The organism is Roseovarius sp. 217 (assembly GCF_000152845.1).
Classification (GTDB): Bacteria; Pseudomonadota; Alphaproteobacteria; order Rhodobacterales; family Rhodobacteraceae; genus Roseovarius.
This window is the reverse complement of the sequence record NZ_CH902584.1, coordinates 3,976,725-4,001,179: the sequence shown is the minus strand read 5'-3', so window position 1 is coordinate 4,001,179 and position 24,455 is coordinate 3,976,725. Positions and strand designations below refer to the sequence as shown.

The following is a 24,455-nucleotide window of genomic DNA, read 5'->3' as shown; positions in this document are numbered from 1 at the left end:
TCAGGTGACGGAGTGACGGGCAATCGCCACGTCGATGATGTCGCCAGCCACGCCCGCCTGCAGCGCGTAGCCGATGGCGATGTTTCCGGCCCCGGCAGCGGCGGCCACGCCAAGGCCCGAGGCGTCCGACGCGACGGGCGCACCGGCAGTAACCGTGCCCGCAAGCTCGAGCTCGGCCGAGCCGGACATGATCACGTCCTGAAGGTCGCCCGGCTTTGCGTCGAGCTGGTCCGAGATGCCAATCGCGAGATTGGTCGCGGAGGCGGCCGCGAGGATGCCGCCAGCAGCACCAAACTTGACGATCCGGCGACCGGGCACTGCCGCCTCGGCGGTGAAGGATTTGATGAACAGTCCGGGATTAGGCATTGTCGCTCTCCATGGTGTCCTCGATCTGCCGGGCCGCCTCGGCGAAGCTCAGCGTGCGGCCCTCGGCCTCTGCGTCCTTGATCAGACGCTTGGCGGCGGCGGTAATGTCGTCCGACCCCTTGACCTGTGGCAGGGCGTCGCCACCCGCCCGCTCGCCGAATTCGATCAGCGGCTTGGTCTGTTTGGAAAGCAGGTCGCGGAACCAGTCGCGCGGGCTGGCGCTCTTGCCTTCGGCAAAGGCCACCTCGTCGTGGGCATCGAGGCTTTCCATGAAGGCGGCCATCTCGTCCTTGAGGCCCGGCGCGATGCGCCCGTCCTTGGCAAGGGCGTCGAGCAGGGCGGCATCTTCGGCGCGGCGGGTCTTGCTCTGCGCCTCTGCGAAAGCCGCCTCCTTGGTGGCAATCTCGGCCTCGCGCGCATCGAGCGCGGCTTGACGGTCTTCGGGGGTTTGCGTGTCCGTGCCGGACATATCGGGTTCTCCTTTTTGGCGTTCGGCGAATGGGATTTGCGTGGTCTCGGGCGCGCCTGTGGCGTCGCGGAGCGCCTCCTGACCTGCGGGCGTGCGTGCCCAGGACAGCACGGCAGAGATCGCGCCTTTCAGGGCATCGGTGAAACTGGCGACAGGCGCGTCCTCTTCCGAGAAGGCGATCTCAAGCGTCACGGCCTCGGCGTCCTCAGAGAACTCGGCCGCCTTGAGGCCCTTCACAGCGGGGGGCTGTGCGCCCAGAAATCCCACATGCTTGAGGTAGTACGTGCCCGGTGCCGGGTTTGCCGCCGACTTGGGGGGATAGAACGAGGCGCTGATCCGCTTGAAGCGGCCCGCGCGGACCATCTCGGCGAAGGCGGGCTCCACCTGGTCAGGCTCGGCGAAAAGCTCGGCCCCTTCGGCGCGCAAGCGTTTGACCCAGCCGTAAGCCGGGGCATCGGTGCGGGGATGGCCCACGACGATGGGGGCCTCATGGAGGGCGGGATCATAGGCGGTGGCGATGCCCTCAACCTCGGCCTCGGAAAACTCGAAGCTTTGCCCGGATTGGGCGGTGTGGCAGCCAGCGCGGAAGATGTGAAGCGGTTTTGTCATGACCCGACATTAAGCCGGGGCGACGGGCCAGATCAGATGAAGGGCTTCAGGGGAAAGGGTGGGGTGCTGCGCGCGCCACCTTGGGTCAGACTAGCGCCCTCTGAGGGCAGGCGGCAAGCCCGGAATGCAAACGGCCCCAGAACGGCCCGCTGAGTGCGTCTCTGGCTCCGGCGGGGGTTGGGTCGCGAAATCCCCGAGGGGGGTATTAAATGGGTATTTAATGAGGCGCTGAGAGGCCATTGCGTCTGGCGGGGTCGGTTGCAGGTGCAATCGGCGGGGGATTTAGCTCAGAACACGCACGGAGACTACTGTCCGAGGGCGCTGTCCAGATACTCCTCGATGGTGGTGACGATGGCGTCCGTGTCCTCTTGGCCCACCCCGAGATAGGGGCGCGCGGGAATGGCCCCCCAGGGGATCGACATGGAGAACTCGCGTCCATTCTTGTCCCGCCCGACGCGCGCGCCGAACGCCCCGGCCTCGGCCCCGAACTGCATCACGGCGGCCTGAATGACATTTGACCCCCAAGCAACTCGGTCAGCGGAAGGCTCAGCATTGATCGTGGTCGAAAGGGTGCGCGAAGGGCCGATCAGGGGCCGGGTGGGCTGACCGTCGCCGCGCCGCCGGTATGCCTCGAGTGTCGCGGGGCTCTTTGGTGCCCAAGGAGTGCCGTCCGGATCGGTGCCGTCTTTGAAGTTCTCCCGTGTGCTGTTGACCATCAGTTCGCCGATATCTTGCATCAAAGGGGTCATGTCGGACAGGGCTGCGGACACCCGGGCGAGCGCTTGGGTGATTTCCTCTTCGTTGATTTCGACGGTGATCATGGCTATTCTCCTATTGTCGGCTGTGCATCCACCCACCGCATTCAGGTTGCGGGAACGCTAAAGGGCGTACGGGAGAGGTCAGCCGATGTTTTCCACCCAATACGTCAAGAGCACGAGCCGCTGGCGACGCGGCCGCAAGACGAAATGCGCGATATAGCGCCGAGCACCAATTGCCTTGGTCAGGCGCAAGACCCTTGATTGTACACTACGGGCATCCATCCATTCAAAACTGTCCGGGTTCTGAAACATCTCTGGCAACCGACCCAAATCTGCCGGGGTGACAGCTATCTGCCCCCGCGCGGCTTCGCGCTCCCGGTTCCCGTGGCGGGCAAAAACATGCCGGATGGCATCAGCGTCAATGGCCACGTCGTAACGGTCCAGATCGCGCTGCGCGCCCTCGCGGTAGAGCCGGGCCTGTGCGGTGGTCATCAGCCCGAGGGACTGGATCGGCTCCGTTTCCGAGATTGTCCTTCGCGCGGCGACGGTGTTCGCCGCCTCGACGCGCGCCGCGTATCGCCGGATGTGATCGGCTAGGGACGGCAGGCCCCGGTATCCTTCTATCAGAAGGTCCCGTGTCCTGTCCGGTAGGCTGGTCATGTAGGCCACCGCGAGGTTATACCGCCAGTCGACGACCTTGGCTGCCATCGTCCGGATGTCATCCGCCACGCTGGCCCCGGGTGTGTAATCCCAGCCCTTGTCGATCCCTTTTGGCGCGCCAGTGCGCGGGTCCCGCGACTGCCAATCGTTAGGTAGGCGCTTGTCTGGGTCGCCGCCGCGACGACGCGCGCCGTCCTCAGAGCGCGCGCCGATCACATAGCAACTGCAGCCCCAGCCGTTGGGTGGGCCATGGGTGATCCAGAACGGATGGTCAGGCGGCAAGACCAGCCCGTCCCACCCCAAATGGATCACGCGCGGCTCGGTTGATCCGCCGTGCCGGTAGACCCAGAAGGCGAAGTTGCCCTCGATGAGCTGCGCAATGCGCCCGGCCGCGTAGCTGGTCGCGATGTTCGTGCGGTAGATCACCCGGGTGCGCCACGCCTCGCCGCGCGTGCTGCCTTCACCCGTCCAGCCGTGCCAGCCGCGCCGGGTGACGGTGGCGCGAAAATCGCGCCGGAATTCCTCGAGCGAGGTGCCTTGCGAGATGGCCTTGTCGACGGCGGCCGCCAGATCGGCCAGCAGGTCCGCCTTTTGCGCCCCGGCCACCATGAAGGCGCGGTCGTGCTGGGCGCGGGTAATGTCATCCCACCGCGCCGTTGGAACGAGGTCGCCCAGCCGCAAGCGAAAGGCCGCGATCTGCTCGCGAAACGGACGGCGGAACGTGGTGCTGAGGTCAGCCACTGTCTTCCTCCAGAGCAGCGCGGCCTCCGGCATGGGCGGCCGTGAGGGCCGTTGCAATCACGTCCCGCAGCGCCGTGTCGTCGAGGTCGGGGAAGCCTGTCAGCAGATGCTCGCGGAACTCGGCGAGGCTGGACGCAGTCTCCAGCATCGTCTCGACCTGTTCGAGTATCGCCAGCATGGGGGCTGAGGCTTCTTCAGCCAGCCGGTCGACCACCGCGCCAACGGAGCCCGAGATTGCGCCGTCATGCTCGGCAAAACCAGCCTCGGGCGGGTCTTCCCCTGGTGGGGTAGGCTCGGGAGGTGCTGTGCGCTCATAGCCGTCGCCATAGGTCTCCTTGACGCGATCCTCGGTCATCTGCCAGCCGATGCGATGCAGCTTCTCATCGCGGTCGACGGCGGCGGTTGTATCCTCCGGGTCTTCCATCTTGCGCCAGACCCGTGGCGGCGCAACACCGGGAAAGTTGAATTCACACAATCGTGCGACAGGTCCCTCATTGAAGGATTGGCAGACGAGATCGGCATCGGATTTCTTGACGGCGTCGCCCACGTCGTCATGCACCTCGGCCTGCGACCGGCTCGAGCCATTGTCGGTGGTCATGGTCTGCGACAGCACGATCTTGGAGATCGCGGCATCCATCGTGTCGTGCAGCTTTTGATAATCCAGAGAACTGGCACCCGCGGGTGCCGACAAAAGCTCGATATCCATGCCGTCGGGGATGATGATCCCGGCTTCCGAGCGGATGGCCAGAACCGCCTCGAGCAGCGTTTTTTGCTCCTCGGCGGTTGCCTGAGACGGATACTTGCCCCGCGCGGTCGGCATGCCGAATTTGTCGAGGGCAATGAGCCAGAGCTTCAGCCCGTTGCGTTTGAACCAGACCGGCCAATAGAGCCAATGCGCGAGGCCCAGCCCATAAGGCTCATCGTCGTGATCCGCGCCGGTCGAGAAGACCCAGAACTTCTCGGGCGGCATCTCCTCGCCTGTGAGCATGTTGGACATGGTCAGCAGGCGCAGGCCGCACTCCTCATCAAAGCGAAACCGCACGCGGTCACGGACGCGGATTTCCTCCCAGCCCCAGAGCTGCCCGTCGCGGCGAAACATCTGTTCGGCGACGGAATAGCCATAGAAGAGGCCCCAGAGCATTTTCTCGGTCAGCCGGTCGAACTTTAGGGCCGCGAGCTCCTCCCGCAGCCAGTCGGCCGCGCGTTTGCCTGCTGCCGTATCCTCGCCCGGTACCACCTCCCATTCCCGACTGGTGACGGCCGAGATGCGCTGCGTCATCACCGATTTGACCTGCGGGTCTGTCAGGATGGGCTTGTAGATGTCGAAACTGCCGCCGCCCCGGGTGCGCAGGATCGGGTCCGTCGGCTCGAGCAGCGGGCCGATCCACGGGCGGGTGATGTCGCGGCCACCCTGAATGCCCGCGAGCTCCATCGGGTTGCGCATCCGCACAGACCGCAGCCGCATGGTGCTGGTCTTTCTCGCCATCTCAGAACCCTCCGAAGTCCAAACCGCCACCCCCACGGGTAAAGCCCATGCGCCGCCCGCCGAGAGGGCTGGTGAAATCCTCGGCCGTTAAAGCGGTGCGCCGCCCGGTCGATTGAAACTCCATCGGCACCACGTCCTGATTGCTCGCATGCCAGGCGAGCGCGCCTGCGATGGCGCTGTCGCCGTGCCGGTCGAGACCGTCTGAGCCTTTGAAGCGGAAATTCTCGGGCACGCGGATGATGCCGTTCGTGTATTGCAGCGCCTGGTGGTCGCGCAGCACGTCCTCATGCGCTGGCAGAACGATGGTGCGATCCGAGAAGGCCTCGATATAGGGCGGCATTTCGAGCTCGTACCATGCCCTCGTGAACGAGACCTCGACGATCCGCGCGCCGTAGCGTTGTGCTGCGACCTCGGCGAGATAGGCCCCGTTGCCGGTGCGGTCCATCGCGCCTTTCTGGAAATTGGGCAGGCGGTCGAGCAGCCAGAAGAGCACGTCGCGCTGCTGGTCAAAGGGAATGTTGCGCAGCTCGACGATGAGCTTGGTGCGCCGGGTGAGATCGACGCCCTGCTCGAGAATGATGATGTCGGTCGCGTCGCCCGAGCGCGCAAAGTCCTCGCCCATGAAATGCGGGCGGGTTCGATCGAGGGTTTCAAGCACGGGTTCAAGGTGGGTTTTACACCAAGCGACAGCGGCGGCCTTGCGCACCGCCTCGTCGGCGTTCTTGAAGCTGTCGGGCTGTGTCCAGCGGTGGAACGGGATGCCCTTGGCCATGCAGGCTTCGATCTGCACGCGCGTGAGGGCCGCGCCCTCCATCTCGGCGGGTTCGGCGTCAAGCTCTTGGCGCATGGCGGCCTCGCGTGAGCCGTAAGCGCGGCGAACACTGGCCTCCCACGCGGCCTCGGCCTCTGCGCTCCAATCCTTGCCCTGCATCATGCAGACGCGTTTATAGAGCCCGTTGGCGACCGCATCGCCAAAGGTGTAGCGATGCACGGCAAAGCCGTTCTTGCCCGCGCGCGCCTCGCGGATCAGCTCGTTAAAGGCGTTGAGATAGCCGTTGTGGGTCGAGATGATCCGGACCTTGCCGCCCCAGATCAGCATGGCATTCACGGCGTCGATCACCTCGCGCACGTCCTTGTGAAAAGCGGCCTCGTCGATCACCACGGTGCCCTGAAGGCCCCGGATATTGGCGGGGTTGGAGCTTAGCGCCTCGACGCGGAACCCGGAGGCAAAGCGCACCCGGTAGGCCGAGATGAACTTGGTGGTGCCGTCGGGCTGTTGATCCTCGAAGAGAAACTCCTCGATGGGGTGGGCGGCCCCCGCGATCACCCGCGAGAAATGCGCGACATAGCCGATGGCCTCGCGGCCCTTGTCCTTGGTGTCGCCGATGTAAAAGCAGTTTTGCCCGCCCGCGCCACGTGCGGCGGCAGCAATGAGGGCGCAGCCCAGCATCTCGGCAAAGGTGATGCCCGTGCGGCGACCCTTCTCGCAAAGCTTGAGATCGCTCTCGTCGGCCAGCCAGGAGCGTTGATGCGCCATCAGGATGCCGTCGGCCAGCGGATCTAGACTCTCGGGGATTTCCGAGCCACGCGGCAGTTCTTCGGGGAGCGCGTCGGGGTCGCGGGTGAGGACGGGGGTGGTCACGCGCGCACCCCCAGAAACTCCCGGCGCAGCGTGCCGATGACGTCGCTGGAGAGTCCCAACTCATCGCGGGCGCTGTCCAGTGCCTCGACGGCATTGGCCCGCTCCTCGGCGGCAATGCGGGCGCGTTCCTTGACCATCAGCTGCTCGCGAATGCCCGCGCTCGACATTATGTCCTTCATCATCTTGCCCAAGAAATGCAGCTCGCGCGGGTCGATGTCCTCGCCCTCTTTGCTCATCTGCGATTTCAGAACCTTGAAGGCCACGCTTGTCATCATCTGGAACAGGACGCGATGCCGGTCGGCCTCTTCCGAGAGGTCATTGTCGGCGAGCCATTGTTGCGCCCAGGCTCCGGCCTCGTCCTGCAGCTTGACGAATTGCTCGTATTCCTGACCGTAAGCATGCAGCGCGCTCTTGCCGATGCGCAGCTCGAGCCCGTCCTCCGCGAGGCGGAAGTTCAATTCCTCGGCCAGCTCCTCGTAGCCGTGAAACCCTTTGGCTTTCCACCAATCATGCAGCCACTGGCGCAGCTCGGCGGGGAGCAGCTCGACCTTGCGGGGCGGGGGCATGTCAGAGCCTCCGCGCGCTTGGACGCTGGATATCCGGATGCACGGCCTCGCCGCGCGCGACCTCGATGCCGCGCCGCGTGGCCTCGGCAATGACAAAGTCGCCGTGGTCGGCCACCGTCACCATGCCCACCTCTTGCAGCCATGCCAGTTCGGTGGTCACCTGGTCAAAGGTGGAGCCCACGCCCACGCCATTGAGCACGTCGCGCAGGATCGAGGCATTGGCGGTGTAGCCCGAGACCTGTTCGAGATGCCGCAGAATTGCGAGGCGGCGGTGTTTGCGCAAGGTTGCCTGATAATCGCTCACGTCTTGCCTCCGTTTAGCAGGTGTTGTTCGTGCCGTGACACGATGGCCTCTAGCCGCGCGGTGATCATCGCGTTGCCTTCCATGACGGCGGCCATCTTCTCCATCGACCCGGTCTGTCTGACCAATTCGAGCTGGAGCGCGTGCATGTCATCCTTGCCGGGCATGTTCTGCACCGCCTGCTCGAGCCGGGAAATCCGGACCTCGTGCCGGTCCATCCGCTCGTGTCCTTCCGCGAGCGTCTGGCCGAGGTCTTTGCGGCGCGTGGCGATGAATGTGTAAAGCGCCACCAGCATCGGAAAGACGACGCCCAGCCCCTTCCAGAAGAGGTCCCAATCCATCATGCCGAGCGCTTCCAGTCGTCGAGCGCCGGGTTGTCCGTCACTTGGACGGCGGCCAAGGCGACCTCGGCGTCTGGTCCTGTATCGGCCGCACCCGGGCTGTCGGCGCGCAGCGCCTGCAATTGGGCGACGCTGCGCGCCACTTGCGGGGCCTGCGCGATGATCCGCACGGCCTCCTTTTGCATCGATGTGCCCCGGAACTTATGCAACTCGCGCGCGCCGAAGTAGAAGGCAACAATGGCCCCCATCAGCGCCCAGAGCGGTTCGGGCACGAGGGCGAGGCCGGTCATCCGTTCGGCAAACCAGACCGGGTCGGACATGGCCGACCAGAAGAGGAAAATGCAGCCAAAGGCCATGGCCGGACGCGGCAGGCGGTTGAGACCGTCCACGAACTGCCGCCAAAGACCCGGCGCACCGGTGAACTCCGCCGCCATTTGGGAAAGTGCCGCCTGCTGAAACGCGGCCTCGCGCATGTCCGCCTTCTCGGCATTGGGCCGAAAGACCTCGGCCGTCTCGGCGATCACATTGCGGCCTCCTCCAAAGAGCGCCCCCAGAAACTTGATCAGCCCCATGATGCCACCCTCTCTTTGAAATCTGCGTCCGTCATGCGGTAGCGCGCTGACATGAATTCCTCGGCGCGCTTGATCCAGCCGCCTTTGCCGCCCGTGCGCGAACGCGCGAACTTGCGGCTTGCGGGCCGCGTATCGGCGAGGCGGAGGTAGTAGTTGCGCCGGGCGATTGCGTAGGCGTCGGCGATATGGGCCGGGGCCGCGTCATGGGCGGCGCGCACCGTGCGCAAAGTGGCCGGGCCGATCACGCCGTCGACCGTGGCGGGAAACCCCATGTCTGTCACGAGGCGCTGCAGGATTTTCACGGCATTGGAGCCTGCGTTGACCTGCATGTCGAAGACGCTCGCCTGCAGAGCCTCAGGCAGTTCCGCGATGCGCGGCCGCACGAAATAGTGCTCGATGAAAATATCGACGGCGCGGGCGCGGGTCATGAGGCGCACGTCGGCCACGTCCACGTCACCGTCGCGGTCGAGATCAAGGCCCAAGCTGCGCATGGTGTGGATCGTGACGCCAAAGTTGGTGACCCCGCCGGGGTCGGAGGGGTCATTCACGAAGCCGCCTTCGCGGGCGACAATCTCTTCGGCAATGGTTCGGACTGTTTGCATGGGTGCCCCCTTTCCCATCAGGATAAAGAGGGACGCACAGCTTATTCAGATGAAGCCCTTCGCATGACCTTGAGGAGGGGTGGCTCTTCCTCCTCTGCCAGCGCCGCCTTGACCTGCAAAACGCGGCGGGCGGTCACGCCAAAGCGGTTGGCCAGTTCATTGACCGGCGTATCCGGTGCCTCGCGCAGCGCGTGTCTCAGACCGTCTCGGGTCTGCGCCCGGATGGAGGGCACGTCCACGTAGTCACCAGCGTAGCGGTCGGAAATCCATCTGGCAATATCCGGCCCTCCAAGCGCCATCAGCTGGCTTTTGGTCTTTCGCGTGCCGGGCACATAAAGGCGCATGCCGCCAGCGCGGAGCAAGAAACGCTCGACCGGGGCGTCGCCCACATCGGCGCGCATCTCGTCGACCCAGAGAGGTTCATTCTCCATTGGGCACCTTCCTGCGCCGCCGCCCCGGGTGTGGCGTATGACGCCGGGTCACGGTCACAACGCACCCGCCCTCGATCCTGTAGACGAACCCGTTGCTGATCACGCCGCAGGCTCCGGCCGCGAGACCTTGATCCACCACGCGCCCGATCTCGCGGCGCACCGCGTCGATATCCACGCCCTTGACCCGCTCGAGATAGCGGATCACGGCATGGTCAGAGGCGGGGTGGCGGGGCTTCTTCACCGGCGGTGATCCTCCCAGTCGAAGTCGATGTTCTGTCGCTCGCCCCAGGACTTGAGCGCTTGGATCACGTCGTCGATCAGCTTCCACTCGCGCAGCATGTCGACATCGGCCGGGACCGACCCCCAGACAGCGCCGAACCGCGCGCGGATGAACTTGTTAAGCCCGACGCGGGAGGGGTCGCGGAGTGCGCCGGATTGCCCGAGCTTGCGCCAAAGCACATGGATCATGCGCAGATCGGCGCGCGGTGCAGGCTTGTGGCGCGGGTTGCGGGGGCGATCTTCGAACCCGGCCTGCTTCAGCCGGTTGACGACGAGCTTCAACTCGCCGTCGTTCATGTCGCGCAAGGAGGCTTTGCCCGTGACGCTGACCTGCAAATCCCGGCGCGCGTCCTCGTCGAGGCCCAACTGACGGCAGGCCGCAAAGATCAGGTGTTGCAGGGCGCGGTTCATCGGCTCAGACCTTTGCCAGATCGATGGTGATCGGCTCCCATGGTGCGTCATGCGCCGCCCGGTGCCAGCACCGCACATAGGTCTTTGAGCCGACGGTGCGCATTGCATCCCGGATCGCGTCCTGCCCGCGTTTCCAGCGCGGATCGGTGCTGTCGCGGCGCAGGAGCATGAAGATCAGAGCGCGGTTGATCTGCCCCTGCTTGTCAGTGTTGAAGGCATCGGTCACAAGGCCGCGCAGCTCGGCGCGCGCCTCGGCAGACCACTCATTCAGGCATTCGTCAAAGAGCTGCTTTGCCGTCTGTAGCTCGGGGCCGAAGTCAATCCGGTCCGACACGCGCACCTCGACCTTATAGAGCTGATCGACGCTCATCAGCGTCTTGTTGCCCTTCTTGCCGCCGATCCTGGCATCATATTCCTGCGCAAGGATCGCCTCGAATGCGCCAATGTCGTCGAAGGTATGGGCCTTGAAACGCTTCACCTGTTCGGACAGCGGCAGGCCGTAGCTGACAATCTTGCGGACGGTCTCATCCTCGAGCATGTGTTGCGGCTTGATGGTCTCGAGCGGCTGCCAGCCGCCCCGGCCGTCGCCCATATAGATATTACCGTCGATTTCGCGACGTCCGTCCGGGATCGAAAGGGGGGTGAATTCAGACATTTTACTCTCCTGTTGAAGGGGGTGTTGAAAGCAGGCGTGGACCCACGCCATGGAGGGCGCAGACGGCGGCCATTGCGGCGATCTCGTCCATCGAGCAAAGCGTGCTGCCGCGCGGGCCAAGGAGGTCCACCTTGGCCACGCCCGAGGCCGCGAGGCGCAGCATCTCGTCGGGGCTCCAGCGGGCGATTTCTGGGGCGTTCATGCGTCGGTCTCCTTGTCGTCAAGAATGGCGTCGATCAGATTGTCGCGGATCACGACCTCGAGAATGCGGACGGCGAGGGCCTTGGTCTCCATGCCCCGCGCGATGGCATGCGGCTCGAGCGCGCCCCGGACGTCGGCGTTGAGCCGGGTCAGCTGCGCGCCTTGAGGCCCACAGGGTTTGCCCAGCCGGACAGGCGGGAACGCGGCCCCGTGGCGGCGCAGGTAGTGCAGCACGGAGTGAACACGCTGGGTCGTGACATCAAGGCGGCGCGCGATCTCACTGGCGGGCACGCCCTGAGTGGCCAGCGCCGACACCGGCGCATCGAGACTGTCGTCATGCCGCGTCATCGTCGGCCCCCTTGTGGATGGGACACCGATTGCAGGCGCGGTACATGGTGACGGTCTGCGAGTTCACGTTCTCGAACTGCGCAGCCTTCCCGCGCCACTTGCGACAGACCTGTTTGCCGATCTCGCCCAAGGCGGGGCAGTTGACCACCGCGCGCATGAAATGCCCGCGCACGACGTCCTCGACGATGCTGGTGTCCGCTGGGTAGCGGTTGCGCAGGATGTTCGACACGAGCGTCGCGCTGCGCTCCATCTTGACCGCGACCTTGTTTTGGCTGGTCTCGTCGCAGGCGCGCGCCAAGGCGGCCACCCAATCGGGCAAATCCTCGCCCCAAAATTCCCGGGCCGTGTCGAGCGCGCTCATGCCGCACCACCTTTCGCGGGGGCAAATTCGCCGGTGTTGGGATCGAGGATGCCCGCCAGACGCACCGGTTTGGGCGCGCGCGGGCCGGTATCCTCGACAAGGCGATAGAGCGCTTCGCGACGGCCGGGGATGGCCATTTCGACCACGCGCAGATGCTCGGAGGCCAAGAGCTGGCGGCAATAGGCGCGGGCCTTCTCGACGGTGACGGCGACGCCGCCTGCATTGGCATGGGCTGCGATGTCGACGGGGCTGAAGCTATGCCGCAGCGTGCGCATGGCGCGCCACATATTGCCCTCAGGCGTGGCCTCGCCAGAGACCGGCTGCGGGCCGGGCAGGGGGCGGTCTGTGGGGGCATACCAGCGTTTGCCATTGCGGGTGACGCGGCTCACGCGGATCTTACCCGCGTCCCGCCAGTGGCGCAGGTAGCGCACGGCGTTCTCGCGGCTGCAGCCGAGCCTGGACACGGCCTGCCAGTCGAACTCTTCAAGCTCGCGGACTTGCGTCCAAAGGCGATCAAAGAGGTCACTCATGCCCGGCCTGCCTTCTTCTCAGCTGCGAGCGGCACGATCTTTTCGGGGGCGCGTGGGGCGACGGGGCGGAAATCGTCGACCCGCCGGACGGCCGGGGGCTGGCCGGTGTCAAAGATCCTGTTGCCCCAAAGCTCGAGGTCGGCCAACCGCCGCCCCCGGCCCATGGCCAGTTCCTTGGCGCGGGCAAGGTTGATCGCCACCCGGCGGATCGAGCCGCCCGAGGCGTCGACGATGGCCCCGAGCAGGTCAGCGCCGACGTCGATGCCTGCCGCGTAGATCGGCGCGAGCTTTTCTGCGTCCGAGAGGTTGCAGGCGAGGGCGGGTTCCCATGCGAGCTGGCGGTTGTGGATGTTCTCCCAGCGGGTGAGGTCCTGCGGCAGCTTTTCTTCGCCCACCAGAATGACCGGGGCCTGACAGCTCTCATAGATGTCTCGGGCCAGCTCGATCATCCGCTTGCGCAGGAGGTATTGCGCGTCGTCGATGATGAGCGGGCGGTCGCTGCGGGCAAGCTGCGCGCCGATGGCATCCACCATAGCGGCCACGCCGCGTTGGGACGGCAGGCCGATTTCGCGCAGGATCGCTTGCGCCAGATAAGTTGGTGTCCAGCAGTCTTTGACCTGGACAACATGGGCCTGATATTCATTGGCTGCGACCGTCACGGCGGTGGTCTTGCCCCAGCCGGAGGGGCCGTAGAACGTGGCCATGCCGGGCAAGCCAAAGGCGCGGGTCTGAACACGATCGACAAGGCCAATCAGCGCTGCGACGTTTCGCAGGGGCGCAATGGATGGGGTCATGCTGCTCTCCTTTTCTTGTTACTCTTGGGCACCAAAGCGACGCTCCATGCGCAGCTGGGTGCGGTAGTCGGAACTCTGCTGATAGTCGGCAAGCCAATCGGCCTGCGCCTGCGTCAGCGTCTCTCCCTCCGCCTGCGCGGTCTCGAGGGCGCGGGCACGCAGAAACAGGGCTTTGGGATCGTCGGCATCGGCCTCAACAGGGCGGGTGCGATGCTCGGCGAGGCGCATCACGCGGGCGTCGATTTCCGCCAGATGCTCGATCTCCTCAACGCTTTGAGTGCGCCGCCGTTTGGGGGCGGCCCGATGCGGCGTGACCAGCTGATGCACCTGCGCCTCGGGCAGCGGTTCGTCTGCCGCCAACCCCGAGGCTGCGCGCACCCGCGCCGCCACCTCTGCCGCCGTCAACTCGCGTGCCGCCTTGGCCTCGTCGCGCTGCGCGCGCATCCACGTCTTGCGCTTTCGGTTGTGATCGCGTGCGGCCTCGACGTCGCGGAACTTGGCGTCCTTGAGACACTTGGCATGGCCGAGATACCGGCCCGCCAGATCATAAACCTCGAGCCCGGCTGTCAAATCATCCGCGTCGAACCGCGCAACCACCTTTTCCCCTGCGATCCGGTACATCCACTCGGACCAGTATTCCGTGTCGTAGAGCTTCAGCGCGCCATTGCTGGTCTTGGCCCGCACTCCCTCGGCCCGTAGGAGCCAGAGGCGCAGCTGCTCGTCGGTCGCGCGTTTGATCGTGGCGCGCGCATAGCCCTCGTTGAACACCTCGTTGAACGACCGCCCCATGGCGACTTCACTACGCCGACCGGGGCGGGCGTTGTGATGCGCAAGCTCCTCTTCCAAAACGAGGCGGAACTCGTCGAGCGGGATGGCGCGGGTGCCGTAATCTTCAGGCTTTGCCGTTGGTTTGTTGCCCGTATAGGCCCCGTCAAAGGCGGGATGCTTGGCCACCCGGTCGCAGAGATCGCGAAAGGCGCGCTCGATAGGTTTGGATTGCCCCGAATAGGGCGTGGCCCAGTGGACATGCACGCCCAAGAGCGGCAAGAGCCCGGGAATATCCTCGTCCGTGACCTTGAACCGAAACCGGGTTGGCGTGCCGCCCGTCATCGCCTTGGCGGCGAATTCGCGGCCATTGTCGATCAGAACCGATTGCGGAATGCCATAGGTCCGGATCAGATCACCGGTCACAAGCTGCACGGTGTGGCTGTTGGCGGTGTCCGACAGGCGCCATGCCAAAAGCTTGCCGGAATAGACGTCCGACCAGACCATCATCTGCGGTCGCACGGGTGTGTCGATGCCGGGCCAGCGCACGAACACGTCGAACTTGTGATAATCGCCCTGGACACATTCCAGCGGGACCATAAAGGCCTTGCTGCGCACCTGCGCGGGATAGAGGCGGCGGAGTGCCTGCTCGCCCTTGCGAAGGTAGGTTTCAGTCGGGGCGGAGACGTTGGCCTTGATCCAGCGCCGCACCTGATGAAGGGGCGGCACAGCGCTGTTGCGCCGCTCGGAGGTCCAGACGCGCACGGCGCGGTCATAGCAACTGGTGAGAGAGGGTTGCGACAGGCGCAGCCAATCGCTGCGCACCAGTGCCAGAAAGGCCGGGTCGACATCGCCCCGCTGGGCGGGGGCACGCCGCACCGCGCGCCCGTCGATCAGGTAGGCCAGCCGGTCGGCGGGGGCTACTCCCTCGACCTGCCCGAGGTAATTCCAGAGGGATTTCTCGGACCGTCCTAACTTTCGTGCCACCTCGCGCACAGCGGCTGAGCGTGTCAGCCCGGCTCCTACCAGCAACTCGACCTCGGCAATGGCCTCCAGCCGCGCCTCGGCCTCAGTGCGGGCCTTGTCGCCCGCCGCCGCATAGCGTTCCCACGCCTCGTCTTTGCCGGGCCGGGCCGCAGGGGAGTTGACCAAATCCGCGCTCAAACGCATGCGGGCGCGGATAGGCAAGAGGCTCCAGTGATACTCGACGCCGCCTCCCGCTCCTTTGCGTCGCCGCACCTTCCCCGCATGCCGCGCCCAGCCCTCGCGCTCTGCCAATAGGTTGATCTTGCGCTTGGTGCCGGGCAGGTCGGGCAATCCGGCCTCCGCCAGATCGGCAGCGCTCCACCACTCCTGCGCAGGGGCTGGGCCAATCATTCCGCATCCCCTTGGTCAAGCTCGCCAAGGAGCGCCGCAACCTCTGCGCTGCGCTCTTCAAGGAAGGCCCGGCGTTCGCGCTTGCCCGCGCGGTCCCATGCGTCCAAGAGGCGTGACAGCTTCTGATCTTTATCGCTGACCGGGGCAGGAGCCTCGCCGCGTGCGGCGCGATAAGCTTTGCGGGCGGCCTTGGCGCTCTTCGCTGCGCCTGCGGCCAGAACCTCAACCACATCGTAGCGCTCGACCGTCTCCTCGATCTTGCCGATTTCGATTAAGTCGGCGAGCGCGATGGGCTTTGGTGCGCTGCGCAGCAATTGATAATCCCGCGCCGAGAGCTTTGATCCGGCGGCCATAATCTTGTAGACTTGACGAGGGGAGACGCCGCGTTTCTCGGCAATGACTTCGCTAAGTGAACTGAAGTTCAGTTTGAACCAACGCGACGGGTCTCCACCTCGTTTCAATTCAGGGCGCAACTTTTGGACGGCCTCACGCCGTCGCGCGAGGAAATAGGCCTCGTCGAGCGTGCTCATATTGGCCCCTGCAAGGTTGCCGTCGATCTCGAACATCGCCGCCTCGGCGTCCGAGCAGCGCACCACGTCGCAGGGGATCGCCTCGGCCCCCAGTTCGCGCATCGCCGTCAGTCGGTGTGCGCCGTCGAGCACGTAATCGCCGTCCTTCTTGCGGCGCACCGTGATCCGGCCCACGAACCCATTCTCGCGGATCGCTTCGACCAAAGTGGCCACGCCACTCGGTGAAACGTCACGGAGGCGGCCTTCGATCCGAACTGTATTCACCGGTAATTCGATGATCGTAGTGAGGCGTTCAATCATGTTGAGGCCTCACGTGCCAAAACTTGCGAGGGCAAAGAGCAGGACGAACATCGCCAAAACCCCCAACACGTCGCCGATGACAGAAAAAACGCCCCGGCCGGAGCAAGCAGACTGGGCACAGCCGGGGCGCAGGAGCCGCGCGGCGCACAGGCCAGCACGCGCGCGGAGACGAAACTTATGGGCAAAGCGGCGGATCATCGGGCATGCTCCCGAACGAACGCTTCCTTGCGGATCGACAGATGATGATCCTCGGCCAAGCGGCTCAGGCGCATCAGCGGCAGCGCGCAACACGGCTCGTCGATGTCGCGCACCAATTGCAGGGCCAACGCCACGCGCTGCGCCTGCGGAATGGCCGCGATCTCGTCCTGCAACTGGCCCGCATCGGGAATGAGATCGGAAATCCGCATCACATTGAATCCTGTGTTGAAGGGGGTGTTTCAGGGGCGGCACCTTGGCGCAGCACTGCGACGGACAGGCCTGTGGCAACCACGGCCCAAAAAACGAGGGCGAACAGGAAGGCTATGGCAAAGCCGCTTCCGGGTGGAAGGTTGCGTTCGGGTTCGGGCCGCAGGTTCATGCTACACCCCCGGTTGCGCGGACGAGGCTCGACACCCCGTCCGCGCGCGCCCTACCATCGTCGTTGCCAACAAACCGAGGGAGGGAACCCATGAGAGAACTGACCGGCTCTGAGGTCGTCAGCACCATTTGTCGCCGCGTACTCGGGCGCGAATACATGGCTTGCAAACACTTTGATGTTGCGCCGGGCGAGGCGCTTGCTGCGCTTGTGGAGATCAGGCGACTGCTCGGCGATGGTGAAGTCCGCACACTGTCGGGCGAAGACACGCTCCCGGATGCGCTTCCCATGCTCGCGCGTGTCGCCGAGACCGGCTCTTTCGACCCTCTGCGCTTCGCCTCCGCACGTGAGCGCGACTCTTTGAGGTCAGAGCTGAATAGGACGATATCTGACATCACGCCCCCTCCACGCTCTTCACGCGCTCTAGAAAAGCTGCCTGTTGGACTTCGCGGATTAGACCTGGGATTAGCGATTTTCGCGTTTCATATTCAGCATGGCTAAGCCCATGTTCCATGCAAAAAGCTATCTCGCCCGCCAAGGCCAACGCTACCGGGCGAGGAAGCGGGATACGTTTGTAGCAGCAGACGGTGAATTCGTGGAATTCGTAAACAGGGCGCGTCTCGTACAGTTCGCGCTCATCTTCCAGCGTCTTTATGCCTTTCGCGCGGCGGAAGTCCGACCAGTTGTAATCGTAAAAGCGCAATTCGCCCCGTGCGCAGGCTAAACGGATTGCGCGGACCTCGCTTTCGGTAGTGACAAGGCTCATGATGCGCCCTCCTGCTTGGAGGAAGGGCGGGGGATGTCGCGGGGCCATTCGAGGTCCCGATCCCAATTCTCATTGAACCAAGCGAGCAAGCGCTCGGCGGTCGCAGTGCGGCAATCCCAGCCGCACTCGATCATTTTCTTGAAAAAATCGCCCTTACCCAAGGCGCGCATGGAGATCGCATAATGCGTTACCCCGCGATGCGCGGAGAGCGTGGTGGCGAGTGTGATGAGGGCGTCTCTCTGTTTCATGAGATCAGTATAGCCACTACTAGCCCGTGTATGCAAGCCAGTAGAAGCTTTATGTTTACGAATTGGCCATTACTGGCTATCGTGATCAGATGGATGTGATTCTTAACCAGATAGATGAGGCCCTGAAAAAGAAGGGCTATTCAGACGCTAAAGCCTCACGGCTTGCCGTCGGCCATCCGTCTTTGATTAAGAACTTTCGAATGAAGCGAGACGGCGATAAGCGGTATAATTGGGCTTCGTTGGAACGGCTGGCCGAAGTGCTTGATCTGGAATTATATTTTGGCCCACCGCGCGAAGCTGGCACGGTCTATACAACCCAACTCGGACATGATGATTTCGACGTGATCCTACGCCTTGATGCCCGCCTTGCTGCCGGGGCGGGCGTAGAGAATGGCGAGGTTTCATATGAGGGCGCACTTGCTTTCTGCCGCAAGTGGTTGAACGAACACAATATTTCACCGTCCCAGGCCTGTCTGATGCGCGTCTCTGGCGATAGTATGTGCCCAATGCTTCGTGACGACGACGTGGTCATGATCGATCAACGCAAAACCACGATCCGTAATCGCCACGTCTATGCGCTGGTCGATGTAGATGGTTCTTCGCGGGTAAAGCGTGTCGAGCTGGTTGAAAATGAGATGATCATTCTTAGCTCTGACAACCCGAATTACCCCACCGAAACGCGTCGGGGCCCAGATATGAACCGCATTCGCATTCTAGGTGAGATCGTTTGGTCATCGCATGCGTGGTGAGGGGGGCGACAGTTAGTGTCACCTTATCTTCGATTGTGATAAAGGCGGAATGAGGACGTTTGCTACTTTTCAAAATACGCTTGGATCGGTAAGGAACCTCTCGCCTCAGGGAAATGCTTCGATGTTTGGGACCTCGGCTTGCGCTAGTAGTTCATAGAGGGGAGTCAATTTTTCGATACTACCACGACCCCTTGTAAAAAAAACTCGTTGCTCTGCCCGAGAGACTGCAACAAAAAAGGTCAGCGCCTCCTCATTCATATCCGCTTTGTAGTAAAATGAGCTATCCTTTAAAGAGAAAAATATGATTGTATGCGCTTCCAATCCCTTGCTCTTATGCACTGTCATTAGTCGAACTTGGTCTACGCCTTGATACCGGTCGACAAGCTCCTGCCAGTTTTTAGCTCCCTGCGAGCATTCATCTAGAAATGCAGCGATGCCAGCTTTAACTTTGTCCAATCGCGCAGGGTTCTTATATTCTTGCGCGAGCCTTCGCAGTTTGTCCTCTCCGAGTTGCGAAGTGATCAAATTGACTAAGGCCTCCCAGGAGAACGATTTGTTAGATGATTTGACAAATTCATCAAACGCCTTTGTTGCCTTTCGCAAAGTTTGTTCAAGGCCAAACTGCTCCGCACTATGTTCACTCATTGAACCATGCGAAGTAGACATCAATTGAATCAAATCGGGATAGGCCCGGCGTCGACGATCGCCGGTTGCTACTTGAATAAATAAAATGACGGCTTCGGCCAAAGGTTCTGAAGATAGATCTTGTATCGAAATGCCACTTTCACCGACTGTTCTTGCTTCGTTTCTAAGTGTTAGACCTTTCTCTTCGAGTGCCGCCCTCAAACCATTATCTTCGTGCTCGTCCGCCTTCTGCCTTACCAAAACAATAAAGTCATTGGCGTTCAGGGAACCATTCTGGATCTCACGGGAGATAAATTCCGCAAGACCTTTGCGCTCTTCATCATCGCTTGAAAAATGGATCACGCCGTCTGAAGCTATAGGTATTGGATCTGCCGCTTTTGAACATTTTACAGTTATTGAATTAGGCTCAATCGCCTTTGCCATTGAGTTTACAATGTCAACGATCCTTTGATTGGATCTAAAGTTGGATGCCAGTGCAACATCTTGAGCGCCAAAATCAATCGAGAATTGGCGGAATCTTTCGTTGGTTGCTCCTGCAAACGTCATAATTAGCTGCTTGTTGTCCCCAACTGCGGTCAAAACTGCATTCGATCCGCCGAAGATTTCTTTGAGCAAAGCATACTGTGGCAAGGTTGTGTCTTGGAACTCATCTAGAAAAACGTGCGAATAAGTGTTGAGGAATGCTCTCTTGATGGGAGAATTGTGGTGAATAATTGTTTGCGCAAGGGTCTTAACCATATCAAAGGTCAGTGTCTGAGGGCTTCTTGATAGCTGATTTTCCCACCAGCCAAGTGTCATAGCTTCAACGGCTGAGGCTGGGTTCGGGCGCGTTATTGGGAAAGGTGACGGAGCTATACCCAAGTAAGCGTGACCATTCTTCACTGTGTCTTGATGAAAAGATTCTTGCTCGAACGGTGCATCCAAATTGGGGCGATCCCCAAACGCTTTCCAGACACGCCAGTCCAAAGGAGGTATTTCGTAGTCGCGTCTGGGCCGTATCCATGCAGGTAATCCTTCACGAAAGCGGTCTAATATTCCTTTTGCAAATGCGTCAAAGGTATAAGAATCGAAGCGTTCAGAAAACTCTGGCCCTACCCTCCTTGATACTCGCTCCCGCAAATTCTTGGCAGCATCACGCTTAAAGCTTATAGCCAGAATTTTTTTAGGTGCGGGACAGCTATTCGTCTGTAAAAGAAATGCGGCCCGCTGCGCTAAGAGTTCTGTTTTCCCAGCTCCTGGCCCCGCTTGGACAGCTTGGGAAACCGGACTACGAACGACATCGAAGCTATCTTTATCAAGCTGTACGCCATCGCTCGGACTCCACTCATCTGCCGAAGTGAATCTCATTCGGACGTCCTAGGGCCAAGTTCAATCCCGAGGCGCTTAGCACAGTCTTTGAAAAGTTTCTTAAGTGACTTGGGACATTGTGCCTTTAGCTCGTCGTCAGTCAACGATGCCATCGCTTCGATATGAGCAATTGGCTTACTCCCTTTTTTGAACAAGTCATCGTAAATGGCTAGCTCAGCGGTGCTTGGTGCATTCTTCTTATAATCAGCGAGGCCATTCCCAGCCTTTCCAAATACGCTCGCCACGAAGTCATCTGCATTGAGTGTGGAGGTATCTTTGATGCTTGAAATTGATTGATACTGTTTAGGAAACGCCTTCAACATCATCATGTCGAGATCGAGTGCGAGTGAAAAATACACTCCATTGGATTTCACCCAAACGTACCATTTTACCAACTCGTCTTTATCCAAGCCTCTCCATGCGTTGGCATCTTTGGGCTTTTCCAAGTCAGGCATAATTCCAAATGACGACAACTGATCAACCGCATACTTGAGCCGCAGACATCCTGCATTATAGCGCCCCAAGTCGTAATCCAGCAGTGTTACATGAGGGATGTTTAGATCATTTAGGAGTTTCCAAAAATGGTTGACATGGCGACCACCCAAAGGAACGAATGCAACAAACGCAGGGTCCAAATCCAAATCAGGATGAAATGCTTTTGCCAGCCTTGGAACTACTATCTCTTCGGAACGACCTTCGCCGAGAACAACCAGCTTTGCGAAATACAGCTCGGGATTTGAACGAACGGCCTCATAGATGTATTTGTATTTCTCATCAGTCTTTGGTGGGAGGTTTATGCTTTTTGAATATGATACTCGATTTTGCTCATCGTGCCGCATATAACGGATTTGTTCGGGCTTAACTCTCCGAATTGCACCGGCGGAATGTGTCGTCAGTATCCCCATAGCGCTATCACCAGTACACAGCGAGGACATCAGGGCTATCATGCGAGACAGATAAAAGGGCGAAAGATGATTTTCGGGTTCTTCGAGCGCAATAATGGTTAACCAAGGTTTTAACTCTGGGACATCACGATATCCGGTAACAGACTTGCCTATATGGCGTTCATTGAGCTGAATTATACTTGCAACGATAGAGATGTATAAAAGTGATGCTTGGCCTTCACTTAGGTCCTCGATCGCGTATTCTGCCCCCGATTCAGATGGGCTCAACTTCAAAGTAAGATCGCGAAGAGCCTTGTGAATTTCCGTAGCTAGTATGTTGAGCTTGGCTTCTGAATACAGTTCGCCTTTGAACAGCTTTCCCCAGTTCTTCGTCAACTCGTTTACAACGCCATTCACGGCAGGAAGATCGTCAAAAACCTTCTGAAGCTCGGTCCTCTGGATTTCAAGTTGCTGTTTCCCAGAGGTTAGATCTCCAAATCTCTCGAGCCAAACAAGAAGCTCTTTCATCGCGCTCTTCACTACGGCGGAGTTATTGCGCGTCGCAGGTAGGTACTTCAATTGGATCCGTCTGCGTTGCGCTGTAGACATAGGGATCTTGGCTATGTCGTCTTCGCCAAAAGGAACTTCTTCAGTGGTAGTAACCCAATATATCCTTTGAACAATGTCGTCTTCGTCGATTCCATATTCCCAGTTGGCTTCAAGCCTAATTCTAGCTTGAAGGGGCGTTCCTGGGCCGGCGCATGACATTGCATGAAAAGTCTCGACCGAGACATCTAGCCCAGTGTCGGAGCGCACTTCCGTGGCGTCGGTCAGTTCAGGGAAGTCCAGTATAGCCTCAATATGAATTTCCCGGCTGGAGACAACTGGCATAGCCTCAGTATCGTCGCCTTGGTTAGCGGGGCCAGGAACTTCGCCAGCGCCGAAGTGAACATCATCACGTCTCAGACTTCGTTCATTGGAAGTGCTGCCGAACAGCCTTTGAAGGGCCTTTAAAACGGTCGTTTTTCCACTGCCGTTATCACCAATGAAAGCCGTCATCTCTGGATCAAGACTAATGACCTCTTCATGGTCGCCAAAGCAACGGAAATTCTTGAGACGTAATTCTCTTATGTACATTGATTGAATCCAAGAAACGCAACTCAAACGGGAGTACACCAGCTGGCTTTTGTTTGGTAGACTAAACTGATATTTTGCACGTCTGCACTGATAGAAATCTCTGTTCCGCTGCAGCATTTTTAGTGGAGTGCAATATTCGCAACGGGCCGCCTTAGCTTTTTCTAAGATTGCGAGCCTAGCTGCGCCCGGCTGGTTCCGACACAAATCGGTTTAGTTGGCGGCAGTTTCCGGCGGGGCGGGGTGGCTTGTCAGGATGGGTCACATATCCCGCGCCGCGCGCCTGTTAGGGTAGGTAGCGAACTGGCGTAAGGTTTCCCGGCAGTAAACGATTTTTAGGTAACATATGATCCCTTACGAGACTGGCTGTATGACAGCGGTGAATTCACAAATGAAGTGCAATTTCTTTAACAAGGTATTGAATTGCATGGAGTTAATTTATGGGACGCTGCTACCCTCACCTGAACCTCGACGAACGGCGTAATCTGGCCAAATGGCTTGAAGCGAAGATATCAATCAAAGAGATCGCTGATCGGTTGTGCAGAGATGCATCGACAATCTACCGCGAGATCAAGCGCAACTCGTGCCGTTTCGACGATCAACCTGAGTTGAACGGCTATCATGCGTTGGCCGCGCAGGATCGGAGCGAAGATCGCCGTGCGGTGCATCGCAAGCTGATCTTATATCCCGAGATCATGGCTGCCGTGCGGTGTGGTTTTGACGCCGGATGGTCCCCTGAACAAATTGCAGGACGTATGCGCCTGGAACGCCATCCGATGCGTGTGAGCCACGAGACGATCTATCGATATGCCTATTCAAAAGCCGGCCGTGCTGAGAAGTTCTACCGCCACTTACCCATGCATCGCCATCGCCGCAGGCCACGTGGAACTCGGAGGCATCATGGGCGTCATATCCTTGATGAATTGGCCATCGCGCACCGCCCTGAAGCGATAGCCGAACGTGACCAGTTCGGTCACTGGGAGTGCGACCTGGTGATGTTCCGCAAGGAGTTTGGCAAAGCCAATGTGACGTCTCTGGTCGAGCGTGTCAGCCGGTTTGCTCTCGTTTTGAAGAACCCGGATCGCCAGTCAAAACCGGTGATGGAGAGCCTGATCGCCAACCTGTCTCCCCTGCCAGCTGAAGCGCGTCGCAGCATCACCTTTGATCGCGGCACTGAGTTCAGCGCATGGCAGCATCTAAAGGATGGTCTGGGCGTCGAACCATGGTTCTGCGATCCTCAGTCGCCGTGGCAAAAAGGAACGGTCGAGAACACCAACAATCGCCTGCGCCGCTACCTGTCCCGCAAGGCTGATCCCACGGCGTTCACAGATCGATATTTGAGGTCAATCTGTGACCGCCTCAACGCGACCCCACGCAAGTGTCTGGGGTATCAAACACCGGCTGAGGTATTCCGGGCAAAACTGATGGAAGGAGGGCCATGATCCAGATAAAATGACCCCACAGAAATTGCGCTTCAGCGTGAGTTCACAAGCCTGACAGCCTGACTGGCAGATCGGCGGATGTGCGGACGGAGCTGCCTTTGATACGTCTCAGAAAACTTCTACAGTGCGTGTACTAGGGGTCCAAAAGGGATGCTAAGAAAATGCCTCGTGAAGGTTGGATTTCAGAACTAGATGAGTACGGCTACAATTTCCTCATTGATGAGCTGGTCTTCCACCTTGAAGCCGGAAGGAAAGTAAAAGCGATAGAGAAGCTCGATAAATCGAATACTGACGTTGGCTTTGAATTCGTATTCTTGGACGACACCGACAGTTTCCTTAAGGTTCCGCCCGAACTTATCAGTGATCATTGGAATGAAGCGCAACAGATCGTACAAGCATTTCCAATGCTCCTACAGGTGCAATTCATAGAGACCTAACGACCGACAATTTGGGCTCGATCCGGTCATTCGAAGGCGGGTCGGACCCGCTTCGCACCGGCAGTTACGGCTGTCGCTCGATCTCAAAAAGGGTCCCACTTCTTTTTCTGACGCCTTTACGCCTGGAATCTCCA

The 24,455-nt window shown here is 60.5% G+C and carries 32 protein-coding genes; 3 read left to right on the top strand and 29 right to left on the bottom strand.

Annotation, left to right across the window (positions count from 1 at the left end):
* The 27 genes from ROS217_RS19230 to ROS217_RS19100 all read right to left on the bottom strand — a co-directional run bounded on the left by ROS217_RS19230 (nucleotide 1) and on the right by ROS217_RS19100 (nucleotide 17,683).
* Nucleotides 1-366: a capsid cement protein gene (locus tag ROS217_RS19230; protein ID WP_009819471.1), complete on the bottom strand. Its 366-nt coding sequence runs from the start codon at nucleotides 364-366 to the stop codon at nucleotides 1-3.
* Nucleotides 359-1,444, bottom strand: coding sequence for a hypothetical protein (locus ROS217_RS19225; RefSeq protein ID WP_009819470.1), 1,086 nt, complete (start codon nucleotides 1,442-1,444; stop codon nucleotides 359-361). The genes ROS217_RS19230 and ROS217_RS19225 overlap by 8 nt, the downstream gene beginning before the upstream one ends.
* A 305-nt stretch (nucleotides 1,445-1,749) precedes the next feature.
* A complete protein-coding gene (locus ROS217_RS19220) occupies nucleotides 1,750-2,265 on the bottom strand; it encodes a phage virion morphogenesis protein (RefSeq protein ID WP_009819469.1) in 516 nt (171 codons plus the stop codon).
* 78 nt (nucleotides 2,266-2,343) lie between these two features.
* On the bottom strand, nucleotides 2,344-3,603 hold the full coding sequence (locus ROS217_RS19215; protein WP_040651769.1) for a phage minor head protein: 1,260 nt from the start codon (nucleotides 3,601-3,603) through the stop codon (nucleotides 2,344-2,346).
* Nucleotides 3,596-5,089 (bottom strand): DUF935 domain-containing protein, encoded by a 1,494-nt coding sequence (locus tag ROS217_RS19210; protein ID WP_009819467.1) that lies wholly within the window; start codon nucleotides 5,087-5,089, stop codon nucleotides 3,596-3,598. The genes ROS217_RS19215 and ROS217_RS19210 overlap by 8 nt, the downstream gene beginning before the upstream one ends.
* 1 nt (nucleotide 5,090) lies before the next feature.
* A complete protein-coding gene (locus ROS217_RS19205) occupies nucleotides 5,091-6,731 on the bottom strand; it encodes a hypothetical protein (RefSeq protein ID WP_009819466.1) in 1,641 nt (546 codons plus the stop codon).
* Nucleotides 6,728-7,297, bottom strand: a complete 570-nt coding sequence (locus tag ROS217_RS19200) for a phage protein Gp27 family protein (RefSeq protein WP_009819465.1) — start codon at nucleotides 7,295-7,297, stop codon at nucleotides 6,728-6,730. Before ROS217_RS19200 ends, ROS217_RS19205 begins: the two co-directional genes overlap by 4 nt.
* 1 nt (nucleotide 7,298) lies before the next feature.
* The gene (locus ROS217_RS19195) at nucleotides 7,299-7,601 is read right to left on the bottom strand and encodes a VpaChn25_0724 family phage protein (protein ID WP_009819464.1); all 303 of its coding nucleotides are present in this window, start codon (nucleotides 7,599-7,601) and stop codon (nucleotides 7,299-7,301) included.
* Entirely contained in the window at nucleotides 7,598-7,942 is a 345-nt protein-coding gene (locus tag ROS217_RS19190; RefSeq protein WP_050766396.1) for a DUF2730 family protein, read from the bottom strand. The genes ROS217_RS19195 and ROS217_RS19190 overlap by 4 nt, the downstream gene beginning before the upstream one ends.
* Nucleotides 7,939-8,511, bottom strand: a complete 573-nt coding sequence (locus tag ROS217_RS19185) for a holin family protein (RefSeq protein WP_009819462.1) — start codon at nucleotides 8,509-8,511, stop codon at nucleotides 7,939-7,941. Before ROS217_RS19185 ends, ROS217_RS19190 begins: the two co-directional genes overlap by 4 nt.
* Entirely contained in the window at nucleotides 8,502-9,113 is a 612-nt protein-coding gene (locus tag ROS217_RS19180) for a holin-associated N-acetylmuramidase (RefSeq protein ID WP_009819460.1), read from the bottom strand. The genes ROS217_RS19185 and ROS217_RS19180 overlap by 10 nt, the downstream gene beginning before the upstream one ends.
* Nucleotides 9,114-9,154: 41 nt before the next feature.
* Nucleotides 9,155-9,544 carry a hypothetical protein gene (locus ROS217_RS19175; protein ID WP_009819459.1) on the bottom strand — a complete coding sequence of 130 codons (390 nt, stop codon included), beginning with the start codon at nucleotides 9,542-9,544 and terminating at the stop codon, nucleotides 9,155-9,157.
* Nucleotides 9,534-9,785 (bottom strand): hypothetical protein, encoded by a 252-nt coding sequence (locus ROS217_RS19170; RefSeq protein WP_009819458.1) that lies wholly within the window; start codon nucleotides 9,783-9,785, stop codon nucleotides 9,534-9,536. The genes ROS217_RS19175 and ROS217_RS19170 overlap by 11 nt, the downstream gene beginning before the upstream one ends.
* Nucleotides 9,782-10,234, bottom strand: a complete 453-nt coding sequence (locus tag ROS217_RS19165; RefSeq protein ID WP_009819457.1) for a gp16 family protein — start codon at nucleotides 10,232-10,234, stop codon at nucleotides 9,782-9,784. The genes ROS217_RS19170 and ROS217_RS19165 overlap by 4 nt, the downstream gene beginning before the upstream one ends.
* A 4-nt stretch (nucleotides 10,235-10,238) precedes the next feature.
* Nucleotides 10,239-10,889: a DUF3164 family protein gene (locus ROS217_RS19160; protein WP_009819456.1), complete on the bottom strand. Its 651-nt coding sequence runs from the start codon at nucleotides 10,887-10,889 to the stop codon at nucleotides 10,239-10,241.
* Nucleotide 10,890: 1 nt separating this feature from the next.
* Complete coding sequence (locus ROS217_RS19155) at nucleotides 10,891-11,091, bottom strand: hypothetical protein (protein WP_009819455.1); 201 nt, start codon at nucleotides 11,089-11,091, stop codon at nucleotides 10,891-10,893.
* Nucleotides 11,088-11,438 (bottom strand): hypothetical protein, encoded by a 351-nt coding sequence (locus ROS217_RS19150; RefSeq protein WP_009819454.1) that lies wholly within the window; start codon nucleotides 11,436-11,438, stop codon nucleotides 11,088-11,090. The genes ROS217_RS19155 and ROS217_RS19150 overlap by 4 nt, the downstream gene beginning before the upstream one ends.
* Entirely contained in the window at nucleotides 11,425-11,799 is a 375-nt protein-coding gene (locus ROS217_RS19145) for a hypothetical protein (RefSeq protein WP_009819453.1), read from the bottom strand. Before ROS217_RS19145 ends, ROS217_RS19150 begins: the two co-directional genes overlap by 14 nt.
* Nucleotides 11,796-12,329 (bottom strand): DNA glycosylase AlkZ-like family protein, encoded by a 534-nt coding sequence (locus ROS217_RS19140; protein ID WP_009819452.1) that lies wholly within the window; start codon nucleotides 12,327-12,329, stop codon nucleotides 11,796-11,798. Before ROS217_RS19140 ends, ROS217_RS19145 begins: the two co-directional genes overlap by 4 nt.
* Nucleotides 12,326-13,123, bottom strand: coding sequence for an AAA family ATPase (locus ROS217_RS19135; protein ID WP_009819451.1), 798 nt, complete (start codon nucleotides 13,121-13,123; stop codon nucleotides 12,326-12,328). Before ROS217_RS19135 ends, ROS217_RS19140 begins: the two co-directional genes overlap by 4 nt.
* A gap of 18 nt (nucleotides 13,124-13,141) precedes the next feature.
* Entirely contained in the window at nucleotides 13,142-15,265 is a 2,124-nt protein-coding gene (locus tag ROS217_RS19130) for a transposase domain-containing protein (RefSeq protein WP_009819450.1), read from the bottom strand.
* Nucleotides 15,262-16,095 (bottom strand): ParB/RepB/Spo0J family partition protein, encoded by an 834-nt coding sequence (locus tag ROS217_RS19125; protein WP_009819449.1) that lies wholly within the window; start codon nucleotides 16,093-16,095, stop codon nucleotides 15,262-15,264. Before ROS217_RS19125 ends, ROS217_RS19130 begins: the two co-directional genes overlap by 4 nt.
* Nucleotides 16,096-16,104: 9 nt before the next feature.
* Entirely contained in the window at nucleotides 16,105-16,293 is a 189-nt protein-coding gene (locus ROS217_RS19120) for a hypothetical protein (protein ID WP_009819448.1), read from the bottom strand.
* The gene (locus tag ROS217_RS19115) at nucleotides 16,290-16,502 is read right to left on the bottom strand and encodes a hypothetical protein (RefSeq protein WP_009819447.1); all 213 of its coding nucleotides are present in this window, start codon (nucleotides 16,500-16,502) and stop codon (nucleotides 16,290-16,292) included. Before ROS217_RS19115 ends, ROS217_RS19120 begins: the two co-directional genes overlap by 4 nt.
* A complete protein-coding gene (locus tag ROS217_RS24165; RefSeq protein WP_157046638.1) occupies nucleotides 16,502-16,672 on the bottom strand; it encodes a hypothetical protein in 171 nt (56 codons plus the stop codon). The genes ROS217_RS19115 and ROS217_RS24165 overlap by 1 nt, the downstream gene beginning before the upstream one ends.
* Before the next feature lie 391 nt (nucleotides 16,673-17,063).
* A complete protein-coding gene (locus tag ROS217_RS24160; protein ID WP_157046637.1) occupies nucleotides 17,064-17,435 on the bottom strand; it encodes a hypothetical protein in 372 nt (123 codons plus the stop codon).
* Entirely contained in the window at nucleotides 17,432-17,683 is a 252-nt protein-coding gene (locus ROS217_RS19100) for a hypothetical protein (RefSeq protein WP_009819444.1), read from the bottom strand. Before ROS217_RS19100 ends, ROS217_RS24160 begins: the two co-directional genes overlap by 4 nt.
* Before the next feature lie 89 nt (nucleotides 17,684-17,772).
* Between ROS217_RS19100 and ROS217_RS23245 the strand changes: the two genes are divergently transcribed.
* Nucleotides 17,773-18,432: a S24 family peptidase gene (locus tag ROS217_RS23245; protein ID WP_009819443.1), complete on the top strand. Its 660-nt coding sequence runs from the start codon at nucleotides 17,773-17,775 to the stop codon at nucleotides 18,430-18,432.
* Nucleotides 18,433-18,537: 105 nt separating this feature from the next.
* On the opposite strand, the gene ROS217_RS19090 is transcribed toward ROS217_RS23245, so the two are convergent.
* Nucleotides 18,538-20,424, bottom strand: a complete 1,887-nt coding sequence (locus tag ROS217_RS19090) for a UvrD-helicase domain-containing protein (protein WP_083781569.1) — start codon at nucleotides 20,422-20,424, stop codon at nucleotides 18,538-18,540.
* Nucleotides 20,421-22,445, bottom strand: coding sequence for an ATP-dependent nuclease (locus ROS217_RS19085; protein WP_009819441.1), 2,025 nt, complete (start codon nucleotides 22,443-22,445; stop codon nucleotides 20,421-20,423). The genes ROS217_RS19090 and ROS217_RS19085 overlap by 4 nt, the downstream gene beginning before the upstream one ends.
* A 437-nt stretch (nucleotides 22,446-22,882) precedes the next feature.
* Between ROS217_RS19085 and ROS217_RS19080 the strand changes: the two genes are divergently transcribed.
* The gene (locus tag ROS217_RS19080; RefSeq protein ID WP_009817807.1) at nucleotides 22,883-23,884 is read left to right on the top strand and encodes an IS30-like element ISRssp4 family transposase; all 1,002 of its coding nucleotides are present in this window, start codon (nucleotides 22,883-22,885) and stop codon (nucleotides 23,882-23,884) included.
* Between the two features lie 161 nt (nucleotides 23,885-24,045).
* Entirely contained in the window at nucleotides 24,046-24,321 is a 276-nt protein-coding gene (locus tag ROS217_RS24155) for a hypothetical protein (RefSeq protein ID WP_009819440.1), read from the top strand.
* Nucleotides 24,322-24,455 lie beyond the last annotated feature (134 nt).